The sequence below is a fragment of the Paenibacillus sp. GM2 genome (genome assembly GCF_900069005.2).
Lineage (GTDB): Bacteria > Bacillota > Bacilli > Paenibacillales > Paenibacillaceae > Fontibacillus.
Genome location: NZ_LN831279.1, coordinates 1966360 through 1985043 on the forward strand (window position 1 = coordinate 1966360; position 18684 = coordinate 1985043).

The 18684-nt window shown below is 47.6% G+C and carries 15 protein-coding genes; 2 read left to right on the top strand and 13 right to left on the bottom strand.

Features of this window, described 5'->3' with window-relative positions; translation table 11 throughout:
- Window positions 1-35: 35 nt before the first annotated feature.
- From BN1360_RS18620 to BN1360_RS18655, 8 genes are all read right to left on the bottom strand, one after another.
- Entirely contained in the window at window positions 36-1349 is a 1314-nt protein-coding gene (locus BN1360_RS18620) for an NtaA/DmoA family FMN-dependent monooxygenase (protein WP_148466610.1), read from the bottom strand.
- Window positions 1350-1563: 214 nt separating this feature from the next.
- Window positions 1564-2418 (bottom strand): AraC family transcriptional regulator, encoded by an 855-nt coding sequence (locus tag BN1360_RS18625; protein WP_068781331.1) that lies wholly within the window; start codon window positions 2416-2418, stop codon window positions 1564-1566.
- 204 nt (window positions 2419-2622) lie between these two features.
- Window positions 2623-5031 (bottom strand): cellulase family glycosylhydrolase, encoded by a 2409-nt coding sequence (locus BN1360_RS18630; protein WP_068781332.1) that lies wholly within the window; start codon window positions 5029-5031, stop codon window positions 2623-2625.
- 174 nt (window positions 5032-5205) lie between these two features.
- Window positions 5206-6336 (bottom strand): NAD(P)/FAD-dependent oxidoreductase, encoded by a 1131-nt coding sequence (locus tag BN1360_RS18635; RefSeq protein WP_068781333.1) that lies wholly within the window; start codon window positions 6334-6336, stop codon window positions 5206-5208.
- Between the two features lie 14 nt (window positions 6337-6350).
- The gene (locus BN1360_RS18640) at window positions 6351-6647 is read right to left on the bottom strand and encodes a hypothetical protein (protein WP_068781334.1); all 297 of its coding nucleotides are present in this window, start codon (window positions 6645-6647) and stop codon (window positions 6351-6353) included.
- 402 nt (window positions 6648-7049) lie between these two features.
- The gene (locus tag BN1360_RS18645; RefSeq protein WP_068781335.1) at window positions 7050-7991 is read right to left on the bottom strand and encodes a lipoate--protein ligase; all 942 of its coding nucleotides are present in this window, start codon (window positions 7989-7991) and stop codon (window positions 7050-7052) included.
- Complete coding sequence (gene lpdA, locus BN1360_RS18650; RefSeq protein WP_068781336.1) at window positions 7984-9690, bottom strand: dihydrolipoyl dehydrogenase; 1707 nt, start codon at window positions 9688-9690, stop codon at window positions 7984-7986. The genes BN1360_RS18645 and lpdA overlap by 8 nt, the downstream gene beginning before the upstream one ends.
- Before the next feature lie 98 nt (window positions 9691-9788).
- Entirely contained in the window at window positions 9789-10142 is a 354-nt protein-coding gene (locus BN1360_RS18655) for a carboxymuconolactone decarboxylase family protein (protein WP_068781337.1), read from the bottom strand.
- A 188-nt stretch (window positions 10143-10330) separates the two neighbouring features.
- Between BN1360_RS18655 and BN1360_RS18660 the strand changes: the two genes are divergently transcribed.
- The gene (locus BN1360_RS18660; RefSeq protein WP_068781338.1) at window positions 10331-11686 is read left to right on the top strand and encodes a sodium-dependent transporter; all 1356 of its coding nucleotides are present in this window, start codon (window positions 10331-10333) and stop codon (window positions 11684-11686) included.
- 68 nt (window positions 11687-11754) lie between these two features.
- Here BN1360_RS18660 and BN1360_RS18665 read toward each other — a convergent pair whose 3' ends face one another.
- Both BN1360_RS18665 and BN1360_RS18670 read right to left on the bottom strand, forming a co-directional pair.
- Window positions 11755-12186: a MarR family winged helix-turn-helix transcriptional regulator gene (locus BN1360_RS18665; RefSeq protein WP_068781505.1), complete on the bottom strand. Its 432-nt coding sequence runs from the start codon at window positions 12184-12186 to the stop codon at window positions 11755-11757.
- A gap of 77 nt (window positions 12187-12263) precedes the next feature.
- Complete coding sequence (locus BN1360_RS18670) at window positions 12264-13502, bottom strand: aminopeptidase (RefSeq protein WP_420707909.1); 1239 nt, start codon at window positions 13500-13502, stop codon at window positions 12264-12266.
- 1280 nt (window positions 13503-14782) lie between these two features.
- On the opposite strand from BN1360_RS18670, the gene BN1360_RS18675 reads away from it, so the two are divergent.
- The gene (locus tag BN1360_RS18675) at window positions 14783-15334 is read left to right on the top strand and encodes a DUF3658 domain-containing protein (protein WP_229521044.1); all 552 of its coding nucleotides are present in this window, start codon (window positions 14783-14785) and stop codon (window positions 15332-15334) included.
- Between the two features lie 47 nt (window positions 15335-15381).
- Here BN1360_RS18675 and BN1360_RS18680 read toward each other — a convergent pair whose 3' ends face one another.
- The 3 genes from BN1360_RS18680 to BN1360_RS18690 all read right to left on the bottom strand — a co-directional run bounded on the left by BN1360_RS18680 (window position 15382) and on the right by BN1360_RS18690 (window position 18591).
- Complete coding sequence (locus BN1360_RS18680) at window positions 15382-16380, bottom strand: alpha/beta hydrolase (RefSeq protein WP_195714279.1); 999 nt, start codon at window positions 16378-16380, stop codon at window positions 15382-15384.
- 172 nt (window positions 16381-16552) lie between these two features.
- Window positions 16553-17920 carry a sensor histidine kinase gene (locus BN1360_RS18685; protein WP_068781341.1) on the bottom strand — a complete coding sequence of 456 codons (1368 nt, stop codon included), beginning with the start codon at window positions 17918-17920 and terminating at the stop codon, window positions 16553-16555.
- Window positions 17917-18591 (bottom strand): response regulator transcription factor, encoded by a 675-nt coding sequence (locus tag BN1360_RS18690; protein WP_068781342.1) that lies wholly within the window; start codon window positions 18589-18591, stop codon window positions 17917-17919. The genes BN1360_RS18685 and BN1360_RS18690 overlap by 4 nt, the downstream gene beginning before the upstream one ends.
- Window positions 18592-18684 lie beyond the last annotated feature (93 nt).

Below are 18684 nucleotides of genomic sequence, written 5' to 3' on the forward strand. Positions count from 1 at the left end.
TTAATTGGCTATTTCACCGGATTCCTGGGTAGCAGCTAGCATCCACTAATCCCTAGATGCTCCTTCAAAGTTGAACCCGAATATTCACTTCTAAATAAGCCCAGCTCCACCAATCTTGGCATCAGCTGCTCGAAAAACAGCTCCATCGATTGTTCCGAGCCGCCTGGGAGAGCGATAAAACCATCGATGGCCCCTGCTTCATATCTCTGAATAATGTCATTCAATACGTCCTCCACCGTTCCAACCGATACCCAGTGCGCGGAGCCGAGAACTTCCGGTCTTGACAGCACCTCTGCCACGGTCGGCTGGTGGTTGATAATATAGCGGCGGAGCAGTTGGGCATGCGTTCGGCTGCGGACCGGCTGATCCGGATCAGGAAGCAAATCCTCAGTTACTCGATAATCCAGAGCAAAGCCGCTTAAATCCAGGCCCAGCACAGATTTTAACGATGCTAATCTCCGTTCGGTGCTTAAATGCGCATTGGCCGCCTCGAACAGCTCTTGGGCCGCCTCGCGCGTATCGGCCAGGAAGAAATAGAGGCCCGGCAATATTCGGATCGTATTCGGGTCCCGACCGAACTCCTCTGCTCTCCTCCTCAGGTCATGCCGCAACTCAACTCCAGACTCGACGTCCGGCATTGCCGCGAAGATGGCATCCGCAACAGAAGAAGCGAAATTCCGACCGATGTCCGATGCTCCTGCCTGGAACAGCGGGATATTTCCCGATGGATGAGCAGGCAAGGTGAGCGGTCCCTGGACCTTATAGAACTCTCCGGAATGATCGATCGGGGACACTTGCTTAGGGTCCGTAAATTGGCCTGATTCACGGTCAATCAGCACCGCTTCATGCGGGAAGCTGGCCCAGAGCTTAAGCACTATATCAGTAAATTCGCTCGCCCGCGCATATCTCTCTTCCGGGGATGGCATGGCAGCCATGCCAAAGTTCTCAGCTCCTTCGATCGAGGTTACAATATTCCAGCCCGCACGCCCGTTGCTAAGCCAATGCAGGGATTGCAGCTGTCTGGCAACAACATACGGCGGATTAAAAGTAGTGGAGATCGTGGTAACAAGTCCAATCCGCTCCGTCTCACGAGCGATCGCCGCGAATATCATCGTCGGATCAGGACTGCCAAAATTAGCGGAATCGCCCAGCATCTGCGGACTTACATATAGATAATCCGCTCTAAACAGAAAATCGAGCTTGGCCTTTTCCGCCAGCTTGGCTAATTCGATATAATAATCGATCGAACTCATTCTCTCTACGCCGCTATCCGGACGTCGCCAGCCATGTCCCTTCATCCAGGTTGCTGATAAAGAAAATCCGATACATAATTGCCGATGTGCATTCACTTTGCTTCTTCCACCCTTTCCCCACTCTGAAAATCGTCATTCGTTCAGAAATGGCACTAATCTCGAAATGCTTTCAAGAGAACAGAATAATCATTAACCCTTTCGTTATCAATGATTATCATTCTCAATTGATAGTGTAGCAAGGACTCTAGCAAATGCAAATACACAAATAGTAAATGCAGCATGCACAATTATTAAAATCGCTATCCCTGATCTATGAATCTTTTTGCTCGCATCCAGGTGAAACTTGAATGCAAGCTTGCCGCGCGTATACGGATGGGGACACTCCGAATCTTTTCTTAAACGCCCGGCTGAAATAAAGCGGATTAGCATAACCGACACTAACTGCAATATCACGAATCGGGAAATTGCCGACCCGCAGCAGCTCGCTTGCTCTCTCCATCCGATATTGGATAACAAAATCAATGGGACGGACACCTGTATGCTTATGAAAAAAATAAGAAAATTGCTTAGGGCTCATTGCATGTATTTCCGCCAGTTCTTCAAGTGTTAAGGGGTTCATATAATTTCTCTTAATATAGGCAACGGCTTCTTCTATGGCTGCAATGTCGGTCGAACCGCTGAGCTCCCGATTTTTATGCCCAACCAGCACTTGATGCATAATGCTTAGAAACAGCTCCTTCGCCCGAAGCTTTCCCAGCCCTCCAGGGGTATGGATATTCTGCTGAAGCATCAGCAATAATTCTATCACTCGCGGAATCACTCCGGATTCCAGTCTGAAATGAGCATTGCACTCATGATGGCTGTTCTCTGAATAGTACTTATCCAGATTATAGTAAACGGAATAGTACTCAAGCTCAGCTTCACTTGTAACCTGCGCTTCCATCTGCATGCCTGGGGCTGCGTGAAATACAGAGCCCGGCTGCAATTCATAGACGGTTCCGTTGACGTTTATTTGGTTGGATCCACGGGTTATAAAGAGAAATCCATACTTTAAAGTTCTGAACTCCCGCAACAGGCTCTTCGGCTGGATCACCAGACGATATACACTTTGTATCTCATAGGAATCATTAGCGAACACTTCCGCCAACCGCTCCACATTTATCATAGCTTCACACCTGCTCCTCATATCATTCTTGCCACTTGGACCCATTCAACGCTCCAAGTTATTGGCCTACACTTTAGTCTATTATATTTTGAATATAAAATCGTCGATTCTCAAGTCGGACTTTCTTTCTGATCTTCTATCCCCGGTTTTAAATACAAAAACAGCGGGCCGGAGCTTCAGCTCCGCCCGCTGTTTATTCTCGCTTTAATTCACTCCCGTAACCCAGAACGCCTCCCAAGCTCCCCCAATCGTATCACTGGAAGCAAACAGCTTGCCTCCGTTCTGTTGATCCGCCTTAATATATTTGCCGTTGGCAACCGCATAGATTGCATATTCATAATCCTTGATCTTCTCAAGGTAGAATTTCTCCCAGGTGCCAATGCTTGAACTGCGGGCCAGAAGCTGATTTTTCTCATCCACCACCGCGCAGACATATTTATTGTTGGCCATCGATTGGAAGGAGACCGTTCCATCCCCATTATTCACTAACTTGAAGGTTTCCCAGGCTCCACCATTGGAATTCCGATCGGCTACGAGCGGGTCCTTGCCTCCATTCTCCGCACTGACGACCTTCTTGTTTACGATCGCGGTCAACGTATAACCCCCCTCGTCAAAATTCCCGAGGGTTACTTGCTCGACCTTAATCGAAGAGGTCTTGTCATTGAAATCGCCAAGAGACGGCGCATCCGCCAGCAGGACCTTGGCTCCGCCTTTATAAAGATCATCCGCATACAAGGTAACCTTATAGCCTTGCGGAACCTTCAGCGATGAGATTGTATCGTTGCCGATGCCTTTAGAGACCAGATCGTTATAGGTGTATTCGCCCTTGCTCAATTTAATGGACTTGCCTTGATAGCTCGCATGTTCATAAAATTCTGCGGACTTATCGGTTAGAGAGCTGTCAAAGTCCAGTCCGGAAGAGTCGCCCATTTTTGTGATCTTGAAGGCTTCCCAAGCCCCTGCCACCTTATCCTGAGTCGCTTCCAGCCTGCCGCCCGAATTCAGATTCGCCTGGACGAATTTTCCATTGGCCAGCGCCTTGATTCCGTAATCGCCGTTCCCGGTACTAACTAGCTCAAACTTCTCCCAGGTGCCGATGGAGGCGCTGCGAGCCAATAGCTGATTACTCTCATCGATTACCGCACAGACATACTTTTGATTAGCCATCGATTTGAAGGAGACGGTCCCGTCACTGTTATTTTCCAGCCGCAGGGTCTCCCAAGCCCCTCCTACAGAGGCACGATTGGCTGCTAATGGCTCAGCCCCTCCATTCTCCGCGGAGACAACCCCGCCGTTGGCAACCGAGGTCAGATAATATTCCCCATCCGCGAATAACGATGAACCGCCACTGCCGGGATCTGTTGATCCTTGCAAATAAGGCTTGATCACATTGTAGATTTTGCTATTCACCGCACTGTAATTTGCGCCAACCTTGGACCATTTCTGACGGATCGTCTCTTGCGAATCACGGTAAATATCTACCGCTTCCGCATTGAGATTGTAAATGCCCCAAGAGTTGTTGCTGCCTGTGACTTTATAAGTCCAGGTGGTCCAATGCCAGCCCTCGCGATTAAATGTAGACAACGTATTCTTCCAGGCGTCCTCCACATCAAAGGATGTAAATTCCCCTACGAATGTCGGCACTCCATAATTATGGCTGCGGATATCCGCCACTTTGCTCGAAATATAAGCCGCTTGGCCGGGAGCACTGGTCACTGAATCCCACGGGTAATAATGATATTCGTAGACGACGTTAGTCCAGCCATATTCCTGCGGATACGGCAGGTTCGCAGCATCCCAGCAAGATTCCATCATGATGATATGATCACCATCTACTGCCCGAATCCGATTATAAATTTCGTTGTAGAAATCCCATTGCGTACGGCCTGTCGCCGCGGCTTTAATTCCCGGCTCATTCAGAATGTCATAAGCGGCTATAGCCGGATTCCCCTTAAAGTGTTCCGCTATTTTTTCCCATAGCCATAAGGTCTTCTGGCGGTTATTCGGATTTCCGTACAATTGATTGCCATCATTGATCTCTCCGGAATGGTCCATACCGTTCTGAGAACCAAATGCCCCATGCATGTCCAGAATGACATAAATCCCCCGCTGGCGGCTGTTCTCCACAAACCAATCCAGACGCGCCCATGCATCCGCTTTCAAATTTCCGGAATCGTCTACCAAATTCATGTACGTAAAAGGTAGACGGACAACAGTCATTCCCATCGCAGAAATATTATCAAAATCCTGTGTGGTCCAGTAATGGTCCTCATAGACAGAAATAAGCTCATCCCGTGCGGCGGCGCCGAAGCGGTCCTTGAATGTATTCATCATCGTCTTCTGATCCGGAGCGTTCGTTGGATTCATCCACGACTCCTGAACCAGCCAGCCTCCAGCATTTGTACCCCGCAGGTATACATTGCTTCCCGTTCCCTTGGATTTACGGATGGATGTACCGTTCGTCTTCAAAAAATCGCCATCCGACAAACTGCTCGCCGCATTTACCACATCTGTATGCCCCAGACTCCAATCTGCCACAAGGGCCCCCAGCAGCAAAATCGTTGATAGAAAAATTCGAAATCCCTTTTTATGAAATCGATTTCCTTTTACCATACAGTACCTCCGATTTTAAATAGTTATAAGCTTTGGTAAAGTCGCTTAGTTAGATTCACCTCCCACCGACCGGAATAAAAACGTTTTTATTCTCGGCCTAAGAGAAATATAACAGACCCCGATTGTCGAAGTCTGTCATATTTTGAAGTCTGTCGATTTTTTATTATCCCATAGTTATTGCTCTTCTATGGCTGCTCTTAAATCATAGTCATCAAGCTGAATATCCAACTCCATTCCCAAGGCCAGCTTGGCAAGCTGACCTCCGATATATGGACCCATGGTAAGTCCGGAGGCTCCGAGACCATTAGCCGTAATAAGTCCTTCCCAACCAGGGATTTGTCCGATCACCGGCAAAAATCCAGGGGTAAACGGCCGAAAGCCGACTCTAACCTCCTGGAAGGTACTGTCCGCCAAGCCTGGCGCTAATGTTAGCCCTTTGTTCAATATTTCCTGCATTCCACCTGGAGTTATTCTTGTATCATAGCCCTGAACCTCGTTCTCATGAGTCGCTCCAATCACGATCTTTTGGTGCTCGAACGCAAGTAAATATTGATCGGATGGCGGCATAATCACAGGCCAATTCCCTGTATCCTGGCTATGCTCAGCCCGTAAATGCATAATTTGTGCTTTCTGGAAGTGAACGTTAAAGTGAATGCCGAGAGGCTGAAGCAGCTCCCTGGCCCAGGCTCCCGCACAGACAACCGTCATGTCCGCAGTGTAAATGTCTGTACCCACCCGAACTCCTATAATCTGATTTCCCTGGAACTCCAGCACAGCATTTCCCTTAATCCGCTTCGCCCCATGTCTCTCTGCTGAACGCAGCAAGGCATCCCGTAGAGCACGTCCATCTATACGGGCTGCTCCGCTAATATGAACGGAATGATATCCTTCTTCCAATAATGGGAACCTGCGGTGGGTTTCTGTCTCATCGAATCGCGTGATCTCGCCAATCTCCGGCGCATCCGCTTTGCGCTGCCGGGCCCGTTCCTCCATCCTGATTACTTTCTCCAGATCATGGTGAATGCTAAGTGCGCCAACTCTAGCGTAACCTGTCTCTGTCTCCCCCTCGTTCACCAGCTCTTCGATGAATTTCGGATAGAAGCCCGCACCTGCTTTGGCCAGGCGATACCAGGCCTGATTGCGCCGCTGCGATAGCCAAGGGCAAATGATGCCGGCCGCTGCATCCGTGGCCTGTCCTTGTTCTTCACGATCTATAATAAGTACATCATCTGCTCCCATTTTAGATAATTGATAAGCCGTTGATGCCCCCAAAATCCCTGCTCCGATAACAATATACTTCTTCATGATGAGATCCCCTTCTATTTCAACACCTTCAGTGTCAGATCATCTACATATTGCTTGGCTTCCAGTAGCGACATTCCATACAAAGCTCTTGATTTCTTTATAGCTTCGATTTTCTTGCCCTCATGTATTAATCGAATAACTTCATCTTGCCCAGAGTACGAGATTGATCCCTCCGCTTGAGCTGTGGGAACTGCTTGGGTTCCCGGGAACGGCATCGCTTTGATCCGCGCCTCTAAGGCAGATACTTTGTTATACACACTTAGACATGCGATCAAGGCAATAAGGGAGATGAAGAGTGCTAAATATTCCATGAGCCATATCCTCCTTGTCTGTTACGTAAATCCATTATAGCTTATTTAGTCCTCTTCCTTCATTCCAGACGAATATCAGCAAACCCAATTGTTTGGATAGGCAGCCTTGTTGTGAGGGGACATTCGCGTATGATAATAAGCTTATAACGAATTAGTAGTCAAAAACGAGGTGCAAATATCCATGGACATATCCAGGTCTATTGTTGAAGGTCCTTTATTATTTTCAGGATTCTCAATCAGGCTGCAACATCCTGCTCCTCTTAGTCCCTTCGCATAACCGCGGCCTGGCTGTAAACATGGAAATTTCCAGCCTGCAATACGGTTACATACGTAAAACACCCTTGATCATCTATCGGAACCGTTCCGGTTAACCAATGATTACAAGGGTGTCTTCCACTTCTATTATGCTGAGGAGCCAGACTCAAACCAGTCTTCAATTGCAGCAAATAATTGCTCCTCGAAATGCAGGTCAAATACCTTGCCGGTAAATTGCTGTTCAACCTCTTCATAAGGCCCGATCCTAAGGCTGTCGGTATGGATTTTAATCCTCTGGATCAATCCGTTCTCCACATCCAGCAAAGCTTGGATCAACCCCTGCGAGGTTCTTCTCTCCAGTATTACGTCGTATTTCGGGCTCTCGCCGTAGAGCCACTTGGAATCCGCATACAAACTTAACTGCGCCGGAATGTAGTTTTCATTATTATATCTGAGCAGCTGCACCTCTCCATAGCTTTCTGCAAAGCTGGTAACCAGCAGGTCAATCAAATGATCGACTGTACAGGAAGGAGCAAGCTGCTGTAGATTAACGACCCTGCTCTTCACGGATGTGATTCCCTTGGCTTGCATTTTTAGCTTCGAGGGTCTAAGCACCCGCCCTAACTGGCTCAAATCTACATTTACCATCAGAGTTCCGTGATGAAATTCATGACCGTTCTCCGCATAGAAGGCATGTCCGGAAAATTTCTGTCCCTGGATGGTCAGATCATTTCTGCCAGAGCACTCAACCGCAACTCCCAGGGCTTCAACCGCTTTTTTAATCACATCCAACTGCCGTTCCAGATCTTTATGCTGCTCCAGATAAATGAAAGTAAAGTTCAGATTGCCCAGATCATGGTACACGGCGCCTCCGCCCGAGATCCGTCTGGCCAGCCGGACTCCGTTAGTCGCCAGTTGCAGTACATCGCATTCAAGATACGGATTCTGATTTCTGCCGATCACAACCGTCTTCTCATTTTGCCATAAATACAAGATGACCTCGTCCGAGTTAACGCCTCGCAGCAACGCTTCCTCCAACGCCAGGTTATAGTACGGGTTATGCTCTTCGGACAGGATAATCCTATTCATCGTAATGCAGAGCCCCTACTCCAAAGCCGAGTATCGCCTCATGAATCACTTCACCCGTCGTGGGATGTGCAAAAATGGTATGAGCGATCTCTTCCTCAGGAATGCCTGAGCCGATCATGATCGTCAATGTACTGATCAAAGCCGATGCTTCTGGCCCAATAATCGAAGCGCCAATCAGCTTGTTGCTGTCCAGATCCTTGACCAGCTTGATGAAGCCCCGTCCCTCTCTCATCGTTAATGCTTTGCCATTGGCCTGGAATGGGAATTTGCTCACTTGAATGTTCCTGCCCAGGAGTCTGGCCTGGTCTTCATTCAGACCCACCTCAGCGATTTCCGGTGAAGTAAATATTACATTAGGCACCATTTCATAATCCATATGAGCGGCCGTACCCAGAATATGATCCACAGCCGCTATTCCTTCATGGGAAGCGACATGGGCCAGTTGAATTCGGTTCGTGACGTCGCCAATCGCGTAGATATGAGCCAGCGAGGTTTGTAAATGCTCATTAACCGCAATCCCTTTTCGATTGTCGTTCAGCTTGACGCCTGTCTTCTCAAGCTCCAGCCCATCTATATTCGGCGTTCTGCCAATTGCAACCAGTACCTTCTCGCTCGTTATAAACTTTTCGACTCCGCCCTGTTCAAAGATAACGACGGCTTTGCCTGTCTGGTCCTTTTCGATCCGGGTCACCTTGGCTCCGTTAAATACGCCGATTCCCTGCTCGGCAGCAATATGAGCGATCTCTTCCGAGACGTCTTTGTCCACCATCGTCAGCAGCCTGTCGCAGAATTCTAAGACATTGACCTGAATGCCAAAGTTGGAATAGAGAAAAGCGAATTCCATACCGATGACGCCGCCGCCAATAATCGTAACCGAGCTGATATTTTTTCGATAGGCCAGAGCTGAAGTGCTGTTCATGACAAACTCATGATCGATTCCAGGCAGAGCAATATCTGCGATCTGAGATCCAGTGGCAATAATGGTATTGTCGGCTTCGATCGTATATTCATCTTTTCCATTCTTGACGAGCACCTGGTGATCATTTAGGAATGAAGCGTCGCCTTTAATGACGCGAACGTTATTTTTGCCAAGCAGATACTCAATCCCTGACACCAGGCTGCCCTTAATCTCATCCTTCTTATCGATCACCTTGGCCATATCCAGCTCAATTTCCTTCACAGAAAGACCAAAATCATCGGCCTGCATCATTTGGTGAAAAACTTCGGAGGATTTGATTAAGGCCTTGGTCGGAATACAGCCCACATTCAGGCATGTTCCTCCCATGGAATCCTTCTCCACCAGCACGGTTTGAATACCTTTCTTGGCTGCGTAGAGGGCAGCGACATAACCTCCCGGCCCCGCGCCGATAACCAGCAGATCAGTTCGTACATCCTCCTTCTTCCCTTTCAGAAGCCCGCCGAAATAATCCAGCTTCGGTTTTACTTCTGACGGCGCCGCGGCAGTCTCTTCGGCAGTCATCTCAAATAGGCTCTGACCAATTTCAATTTCCTGCCCCTCATCGACCAACACTTTCTCGATCTTGCCTTTATATTTAGAATGTACAGGTGAATTTCCTTTCTTACTCTCTAACTGAAGTAAAGGTTGACCAATTTCAATCTGATCTCCTTCGGCAACATTCAGCTTCCCGATTTTCGCCTGCTTGGCGTGTCCTGTGAGCTGTTCCAGCTTGATAATCATGATGTTCCCTCCGCTGATTCATTAGTGGTTGGCCTTACTTGAAGAAGCAACCTCCCGAACCAGTCAGAAGGTTGCCATGAATCACATCATTATAAGTTTTATTTAAAGTCCTTTTCGAACTCATCAATCGAATCCTTCAGCAAGGTAACAGAATAAGCCATGCTTGGTCCGCCGCCAAATGCCACGGCAACCATAGCCGCTTCAATAATCTGTTCACGGGTTGCTCCTGCTTCGAGCGCTTTATAGACGTGGAACACGATGCAATACTCGCAGCGGTTATAAGCGGCGATCCCTACGCTGATCAGTTCCTTGGTCTTCGTATCAATGGCCCCATCGGCATAGTTGGTTCCCAGCAAGTTCATAAACGCATTAACGCTCTCCCCATTCGTACCGGACAATTCCTGCAATCCACCTGTAAAATCATTCAGCATTTGTCTAACATCTTTCTTCATTTCTGTCAGCTCCTTATTTTTTGTGAAATAATTCACTTGTGATCTAATAATACTTTACACTGCATTAATTGCATTGTAAAGTATTTTGTCGAAAATAAGATTTTCTTTTTTGAAACAATTTTCCATGGTTTTCTTACAAAAATGCAATATAATAAGAAAATATTTATATTAATACTGGGGGAGCTTCTATGACTACACCGAAAAAAGGCCCAGAGATGTCAGGAAAGAACGATCGTTTTTCCTCGTCAGGGTTTATCTTGGCTGCTATTGGCAGTTCCGTCGGGCTCGGAAACATGTGGAAATTTCCGTACATTACCGGCGAAAATGGAGGGGCTGCCTTCTTCCTGCTCTTTATCGTCTGTCTGATCGTGATCGGTCTGCCGGTTCTGCTGGCCGAGCTGGCCATTGGCCGTGCGGGCAGGGGCAGCGCTGCTACTTCGTTTGTGAAGGCCGGCGGTTCGAAAGTATTCGGAAAACTCGGGATTCTGCAAGTTATAGCACCTTTTCTGATCCTGACCTTTTATATTATCGTTGCCGGATGGACGCTGAACTACGCTGTTCAATCCTTTAGCGGTCACTTGTTCAGCAGCTCTGATTACGAAGGACAATTCGCTTCCTTTATTGGCGGGTATATGCCGATTGTGTGGCAAGCGATAGCCATTCTGATTACTGCATTTGTAGTCATCAAAGGGATTTCGGGGGGAATTGAGAAATTTAATAAAGTACTCATTCCCGGGATGATCATTTTGCTCATCGGTCTGATGATCCGCTCCGTAACTCTTCCGGGCGCGGGAGAAGGAGTAGCCTTCTTCCTGCACCCTGATTTCTCCAAGCTGAGCCCTGAATCCGCATTGGTTGCTCTGGGACATGCCTTCTTCTCGCTATCGCTTGGCATGGGGATTCTGCTAACTTATGGCGCTTATGTGGACAAACGTCAATCGCTTGGAACGGCTACGCTCGCTATCGGAGCTGGCGATTTGATCTATGCCTTTGTTGCCGGGCTGATTATTTTCCCGACGACTGCCTCCTTTGGCATTGCTCCCGATTCCGGTCCAAGTCTTGTGTTCATGGCGCTTCCGGCCGCTTTTTCAGCAATGCCGTTCGGATCGCTTTTCGGAGGTTTGTTCTTCATCTTATTAGCCATTGCTGCCCTTACCTCGGCTGTATCGCTGCTGGAAGTACCGGTCTCCTTTACGATGGACCGCTGGGGCTGGAGCCGTACGAAGTCCGTAATCATTATCAGCGCTCTAGTTATGCTTATTGGACTTCCATCCGCACTGTCCTTCGGGATGGTGCCTGCCCTGTCCGATCTGGGCGGCAAGAACTTCTTTGACTGGCTTGACTTCATCACCTCGAATATAATGCTGCCTATCGGCGGACTCATTACGACTTTGTTCGCAGGCTACTTCTGGAAGGGCGCTGCGGAAGCAGCGGGCCTGAAATCGAAATGGTTCAAGATATGGCTGTTTATGCTTCGGTATATCGCGCCGGTTCTTGTTCTTCTGGTTCTTCTGCATACAACAGGTATCATTAAAATCGATTAGCACCAAAAAAGGCAATCTCGCGGCCGCTATAAACAGCGCCGTAGCGAGATTGCCTTTTTAATGATATTTCATTGTTCTTTGGTTACATTCGCAACCATTTTTTCCAGCACGTTCTTGAAAATCTCCAGGTCCCCCACAGGAATCCCATCCGTTGCATCTTCATGGAAGCTTTGTCCTAATGGCAGCAGCTCCGCTCTTAGTTGCGTTCCCTTGGAAGTCAGGTTGACTCTAATAATTCTGCGGTCCGCCGTATCTCTCTCCCTCACGCATAAGTCGTCTCTCTCCATCCGTTCCAATAACCTGGCTATAGAGGATTCGTTGGCGTTCATCTTTTGGGCCAGCTCTTTCTGAGAGATATTTTTCTCCTCACCGATGAAGAACAGAGCAATCCATTTTACTCGCGTAATATTGTTATCCCGCAAGCGTTCATTAAAAGCATCAACTATTTTCTTGGAAGCAGTATTCGTAATAAATCCGATACAATCCGTTAGATTAAACACAATAAACTCCCTTTCCTGGACATTCAGATAGATAGTATTATAAACCAAACCTATGCTTCAATTATCATATCATCCATCTAAAAAGCCCAGTTGCCGTTTCGGAAAATCGCTTCTGTCCGACCATCCTGGGTAATACCATCAATGGATAACTCGGCAGCTCCGATCATAAAGTCGACGTGAATCAAGCTTTTATTTACCCCATGCTTCGCCAGTTCCTGTTCATTCATGTCCGTTCCGCCCTCAATAGTAACCGGGTACGCTTGACCCAACGCAAGGTGACAGGATGCATTTTCATCAAATAATGTATTATAAAAAATGACGTTCGAGTTGGAAATCGGCGAATCATGAGGAACCAGCGCGACCTCACCAAGATATCTTGCGCCTTCATCGGTATCAAGCAGCTTCTGCAGTGCTTCAGCCCCTTGCTCCGCACTGAAATCAACGACCTTCCCCTCCTTGAATGTCAGAGAAAATCCATCGATAATTACTCCGTTATTGTTCAACGGCTTCGTACTGCGTACCGTTCCGTTTACGCCGTTCTTGCTGGGCAGCGTATAGACTTCCTCTGTCGGAATGTTAGGATTGAACCAGATGCCACGGGAATTTTCCTTTGCCCCACCTAGCCAGACATGGCCTTCAGGAAGCTCAATCGTCAGCGATGTGCCGGGAGCTTCATATTGAAGCTGCTTGTAACGCTTATCATTCAAGAAGCTGACCATTTCAGCTAGCTTGGCATTATGTTTGCCCCATGCCTCTACCGGTTGGTCCTGGTCCATGCGAGTCGCATCGATGATGCGTTCCCATAGCTTTTGCTGTGCGGATTCTGGACTTTCGTCCGGAAACACCTTGCTTGCCCATTCCACAGTAGCATAAGAGATCAGCGTCCATGCGTTGTGATGGGCCATCAAATAACTGCGGTACTTGTTAAGCGCAGTGGCAGCCGTCTTGGCCGCGGTGGCGATCCGTGCTGGTTCAACCCCGTTCAGTAAATCCGGGTCCGGGGAGTAAATCTGGATAAAAGCCGCTCCCTTTTCCGCGTATTCCTCCATCGCTTTCGCACGCCATTCCGGATATTCGGAGAATACTGCTTCCGGTGCATGATGATATTTTATTTTGGACAGCTGATCGTCATTGTACTCAACATAGACATTGTGAGCGCCCGCTTTATACGCATGGAGCGTAATCAAGCGAACCAAGTCGGCCGCTGTAACAGGCGCCATGACCACGACCGTTTGGCCGGGCTGAACATTAACCCCTACCTTAACGGCCAGCTCCGCATAATTATCCAATTGCTGTTTCGTTGGATACATTTCCATTCCCCCATATTGGTCAAAGTTATTATTCTATTATATCCTTGCCTGGGCATATCGCGAAATAAATTTACTATGAAAAGAAATGATGGCCCCTTGCTTCCACAGGTTTTGCGAACCTTCCGAGATACATGTTACTGTTGAGAGAGATCTCACACGAGGATTCATCGAAACGCTGCGGGCCAAGCTTCCCTGACCTCTAACGAAACTCCGGAACACTATTTTGGTGAATACCATGTGGGTAACATCAACTTCATTCTAACGAAACTACGTATCGTTATTTGCTCCAAAACCACGGCTAATAAATTCTAACGAAACACCATATCGCTATTCGGGTGAAAATAGGGCTTTGGGCCGCAATTTTACTCAAATAACGATCCCCAGTTTCGTTACAATTTTCGGAGGTCCTTTTTTGCCGGAATAGCGATACCACGTTTCGCTTGATAGTTAGTGGCTAGAAATCGGAGGTTAGAGCAGAGGTTAGTAGCAACAGATCAGAGGTACAGTGGCCAATGACGACCAAAGTTAAATGATCAGAGGTTAGTTGGAAACAGTTCGGACGGTCAGAGGTCATAGCCACAGGTCAGGGGGGCAGAGATTGGCCAGTTGGTCAAAGGTCAGATTGCTGCAAGCTAGTTGGCAAAAGGTCAGAGGTCCAGAGGTACGGTGGTCTGAGACCGGATAACCAGAGATCGATCAGAGGTCGGTAGTCATGGGTTAGTTAGCCACAAGTCAGACGGTCAAAGCCACGGTGGTCTGAGATTGGGTATCCAAAGGTTGGTGGATCAGAAGTTAGTTAGCCACAAGTTAGTTGACCAGAGCTCAGTTGGTCAGAAATCAGAGGTCATCCGAACTTTGATCTTCTCCCCAATCCATGGGACAACGTTGCCGATGGGGGCTGACTGACTCTAACGAAACTCCATATCGTTATTTACTCCAAAACCATGGCAAATAAATTCTAACGAAACACCATATCGCTATTCGGGTGAAAATAGGGCTTTGGGCCGCATTTTTACTTAAATAACGATCCCCAGTTTCGTTACAATTTTCGGAGGTCCTTTTTTGCCGGAATAGCGATACCACGTTTCGTTAGATAGTTAGTGGCTAGAAATCGGAGGTTAGAGCAGAGGTTAGTAGCAACAGATCAGAGGTACGGTGGCCAATGACGGCCAGAGTTAAATGATCAGAGGTTAGTTGGAAACAGTTCGGACGGTCAGAGGTCATAGCCACAGGTCAGAGGGTCAGAGATTGGCCAGTTGGTCAAAGGTCAGATTGCTGCAAGCTAGTTGGCAAAAGGTCAGAGGTCCAGAGGTACGGTGCGGCACGCGATAGATCTGCTCTGTAACAAACCTAATTCCATTGTGGTATATGATGCTGGAGCAGCTGCCGAGGAAATGTTCAATCGCCCCGATGCTTCTATTCACTACAGGCATTCCGGCGAAATCCCCCCGGACAAATTAAGGGAAGTCTTCCTCCGCCCGGACAATCTCGCCATGCTAGCTGCCGATATCAAGCAATTACAGCAAGAATGGCAGTGGATTAGCAAACAGACGGGTACGCTGCGGATCTGGCAGGATAACACCGTACTGGAGGTGCCTGCCAATTATTATGATTCATACTTGCTGGACACTCTGGATAAGCTCAAACCTGCAACCGGCCATAGCGATTTTCTCAAATCAGCCCGGCTGATCGGGGAAGCCATCGGGTATTGTGAGCAGTGTATTGGAGATGCTTATTTTGAATATCGGTTGAGAGAACTTATATATAACGGTATTCTCGAAATTAAAGGAGTTCCCGCGGGGATGCGGTTTTATAGCAACAGGCGCAAGTCCCGATAGGATAGATAACCCCTGCCGGACATCTTATCTGACAGGGGGTAACAAAATTATTTTACTTTTGAACCTATATCATTCATAAATTCCTTAAGGCCTTCGGCGATTTCTATTGAGCGAGTATGGTGCAAATAATGGTCTCCTTCAAGGGGGATCACTTTTCCATATCGGGACTCTTTGGCTTGCTCCTCATGCAGGGATATCCAGTCTTCTCTGGCCATATCATGGGCTTGTACAAATAAGAGCAGAGGAATACTTTCCGGGAATCTCAAATTTTGGGCTGCCACGAAATTAGGATAGATATGTTCCATTTCATTCATGCTGCTGGAATTATACAAGTTTTTGAGCATAATCAGGTTCATTTGTTTTTTGGTCTCATCATCAAAGGGAAGCTGGGCATAAGGGTCGCCCGATACTTTCAACAGCAATCTGGCTAAACCTGAGTTTTTAAGAAATTTAAGCTTATTGATTGGAAATTTAACATCCATACCGCTCTGCGTTGGCACACTGCTGTCGATTCCGGCAAAAGCAATGACTTCATCTGGATATTTGTTCACATAGTCCAGCCCGTAAATTCCGGCGATAGAATGGCCCATCAGAATATACCGGTCAATACCCAGACTTTGCAAGGCCTCGTGAACTTCGCTTACAATATTCGCTGTGCTGCGGTCTTTTTTGGTATCATCACTTAATCCATATCCAAAGGGCTCGACCACGACGACTTTATAGGATGGAGACAGCTCTTCGATTAGCGACTTAAAATCAAGCGCCGGTGCTGCTGTTCCATAACCAGGCAGGAGAACAATCGTCTCCTCTCCTTCCCCTTGAATCAATACATTCATATTTTTCCCATCTATTGATACTTGCTGACCGTAATGCTCGATTCTTTTTTGCTCCGAACGACTGCTGATCTTATCCACTGCAAAAATAACAGCCATAAACAGCACAACTGCAAGGATGATGGCTCCTGCGATTTTTAGCAAAATGCTTCGTACTTTTTGGGCCCTCGTTCTGTTCTTTATATTCATGTCCTCGGTTTGTGGCACGATCATCTTCTCCTATCTATCTCTGTTTATTCAGCCTCCCTGGCTATAAAATGAAGTGTACCTTACGAATATGTACTCCTCATGACGACAATATGAACTGAATATGAACAGATATAAATAAAAAAATGCTACGCTAACATAGCAAGCAATACTTGCTATGTTAGCGTAGCATAGAAAATTACTCTGACGGAATATTCATGGGCAAAGCGACCGTAATCGTTGTCCCCCGGCCAAGCTCGCTTTCTACTAGGAGGTCACCTTGATGAAGAGATACAATTTGCTTCACAATGGCCAGCCCCATGCCGCTGCCGCCATACTTGCGGCTGTGGGAACGATCCGCCTTAAAGAATCGCTCGAAGATACGCTTCTGATCCTCGGCAGAGATGCCTATTCCCCTATCGGTGATTTGCACGGCTACATTTTTGGCCTCCTGCCGGAGGCTGACGGCAATCACACCGCCATCCTCCGAGAATTTGATGCTATTGCCAATGATATTGGTCCATACCTGATTTAGAAGATCATAGTCTGCTGTTACAGTCACTGCTTTTAGATGAAGCTCAAAAGAGATATTGCGTGCCGACCACTGCGGCTGGATCGCCACAATCACACGTCTTATCTGTTCGTCAAGACTATATGAAACCGGATTCAGCTGCTGTGACTGCGATTCAAGCAAACTCAGCTTCAGCAAGCCATCGCTCAGCTTGGACATCCGCTCCGCTTCAGCAATGATAATGTCAAGATATCGGCTTCGCTCGCTATCAGAGATAGATACATGCTTAAGCGCCTTAGCGTAACCAGATATCGAAGTGAGCGGCGACTGAACCTCATGCGATACGTTTGATACGAAATCCCTGCGCATCTGTTCCAGCTGCTGCAGATCATGCATCATCTCTTCAAAACTGCGAGCCAGAGTGCCGATCTCTCCCTGCTGCTTAATGTTCAGCTCGACATTGAAATCCCCGGCTGCGATTTGTCTGGTAGCTCTTGTCAGCTTTTTAATCGGTCTTACCAGAAATATAGAGGCAACCAAAATCAGCAGACTGCCTGCCATTAACGTATAGGTCACAAACGAAGATAACCACTTTATGTTAAAGGAAGCAGCAGGGGGCGTCAGCTGTTCCACAAACATCGCTTTCGTGCCCATTTCCGTGTTCAACGGCAATCCCAGAAGATGCGGGGAAGCCGCACTAGCATCCACTCGAACGGTTTCCCCACCCAATACTTTTTTTACTTGCTCCATCGTCACAGTGGCCGGGGACTGTCCGTTTAGCGCTCCGTAGGACTGGAATTGCCCCGTTTCATCGTAGATGCGAACATGGTAAATATTGAGCTGTTTCATCCCGCTCACATACAAGTTCGCCTCATCAACGGATAGAATCTCGTAAATCCGGACGATATCCTGGCTGAAATTAGATAAGGTGGCATGCATCGTTTCATTCAATTTCTCTCTATATTCCCAAAATGTAATAACAAAACCAATGACCGTCCCCAATAGAATAGCGGCCAAAAAAGTGGCTACAACCCGAGTATATAACGATTTGATCATTCGCAAACCTCAAGCTTGTAGCCTAGCCCGCGCACGGTTTCAATCCGAAAATCGGATATAGTCGCGAACCGTTCGCGCAATCGCTTAATATGCACATCTACCGTCCGTTCATCCCCCACATAATCAAGTCCCCAAATTTGATCAATCAGCTGCTCTCGCGTGTAAACCTGGCCAGGTGTTCCAGCCAGCTTATACAGCAATTCGAACTCCTTGAGCGGCAGAGTGAACGCCTCCGCCCCTCTCGTTACCTTATATGTCAATCGATCGAGGATAACACTGGCGAATTGAATCGTCTGCGTGGAGCCAATTCGGTATCGCTTTAATAAAGCCTTTACGCGAACCGTCAGCTCCAGCGGATCAAACGGCTTCGTCAAATAATCGTCCGTCCCCAGTTCGAATCCCTTCACCTTCTCCCAGGTTTCGCCTCTCGCTGTAAGCATAAGCAGGGGCAGATCGGGATTAGCTCGGCGGAGCTCCTTGCATAAGGTCCAGCCATCCATGATTGGCATCATAATATCAAGCACAACAAGATCCACCTGCGTCGAGCCGTAGATGTTCAGCGCTTCTTGGCCATCTGCGGCCTCGACTGTTGTAAATCCGTCGGTGCGTAGAAATAAACTAACAAGCTCGCGAATATTTGCATCATCATCAGCAACCAGTATAGTAGGCATCCATTACCCTCTCTCTCTGTTCATCCTACATCCCAGTATTTATTATACTATAAAAGATTTATACTGGCCCTGCCGGACTGACTCCCTCCCTTG

Bases quoted from the DNA above. Each gene is read 5' to 3' on its own strand.
- lpdA (WP_068781336.1), bottom strand. From the start codon at position 9,690: ATGATTATCAAGCTGGAACAGCTCACAGGACACGCCAAGCAGGCGAAA.
- BN1360_RS18640 (WP_068781334.1), bottom strand. From the start codon at position 6,647: ATGGAATATTTAGCACTCTTCATCTCCCTTATTGCCTTGATCGCATGT.
- BN1360_RS18685 (WP_068781341.1), bottom strand. From the start codon at position 17,920: ATGATCAAATCGTTATATACTCGGGTTGTAGCCACTTTTTTGGCCGCT.
- BN1360_RS18635 (WP_068781333.1), bottom strand. From the start codon at position 6,336: ATGAAGAAGTATATTGTTATCGGAGCAGGGATTTTGGGGGCATCAACG.
- BN1360_RS18680 (WP_195714279.1), bottom strand. From the start codon at position 16,380: ATGATCGTGCCACAAACCGAGGACATGAATATAAAGAACAGAACGAGG.
- BN1360_RS18670 (WP_420707909.1), bottom strand. From the start codon at position 13,502: ATGGAAATGTATCCAACGAAACAGCAATTGGATAATTATGCGGAGCTG.
- BN1360_RS18690 (WP_068781342.1), bottom strand. From the start codon at position 18,591: ATGCCTACTATACTGGTTGCTGATGATGATGCAAATATTCGCGAGCTT.
- BN1360_RS18660 (WP_068781338.1), top strand. From the start codon at position 10,331: ATGACTACACCGAAAAAAGGCCCAGAGATGTCAGGAAAGAACGATCGT.
- BN1360_RS18645 (WP_068781335.1), bottom strand. From the start codon at position 7,991: ATGAATAGGATTATCCTGTCCGAAGAGCATAACCCGTACTATAACCTG.
- BN1360_RS18655 (WP_068781337.1), bottom strand. From the start codon at position 10,142: ATGAAGAAAGATGTTAGACAAATGCTGAATGATTTTACAGGTGGATTG.
- BN1360_RS18630 (WP_068781332.1), bottom strand. From the start codon at position 5,031: ATGGTAAAAGGAAATCGATTTCATAAAAAGGGATTTCGAATTTTTCTA.
- BN1360_RS18625 (WP_068781331.1), bottom strand. From the start codon at position 2,418: ATGATAAATGTGGAGCGGTTGGCGGAAGTGTTCGCTAATGATTCCTAT.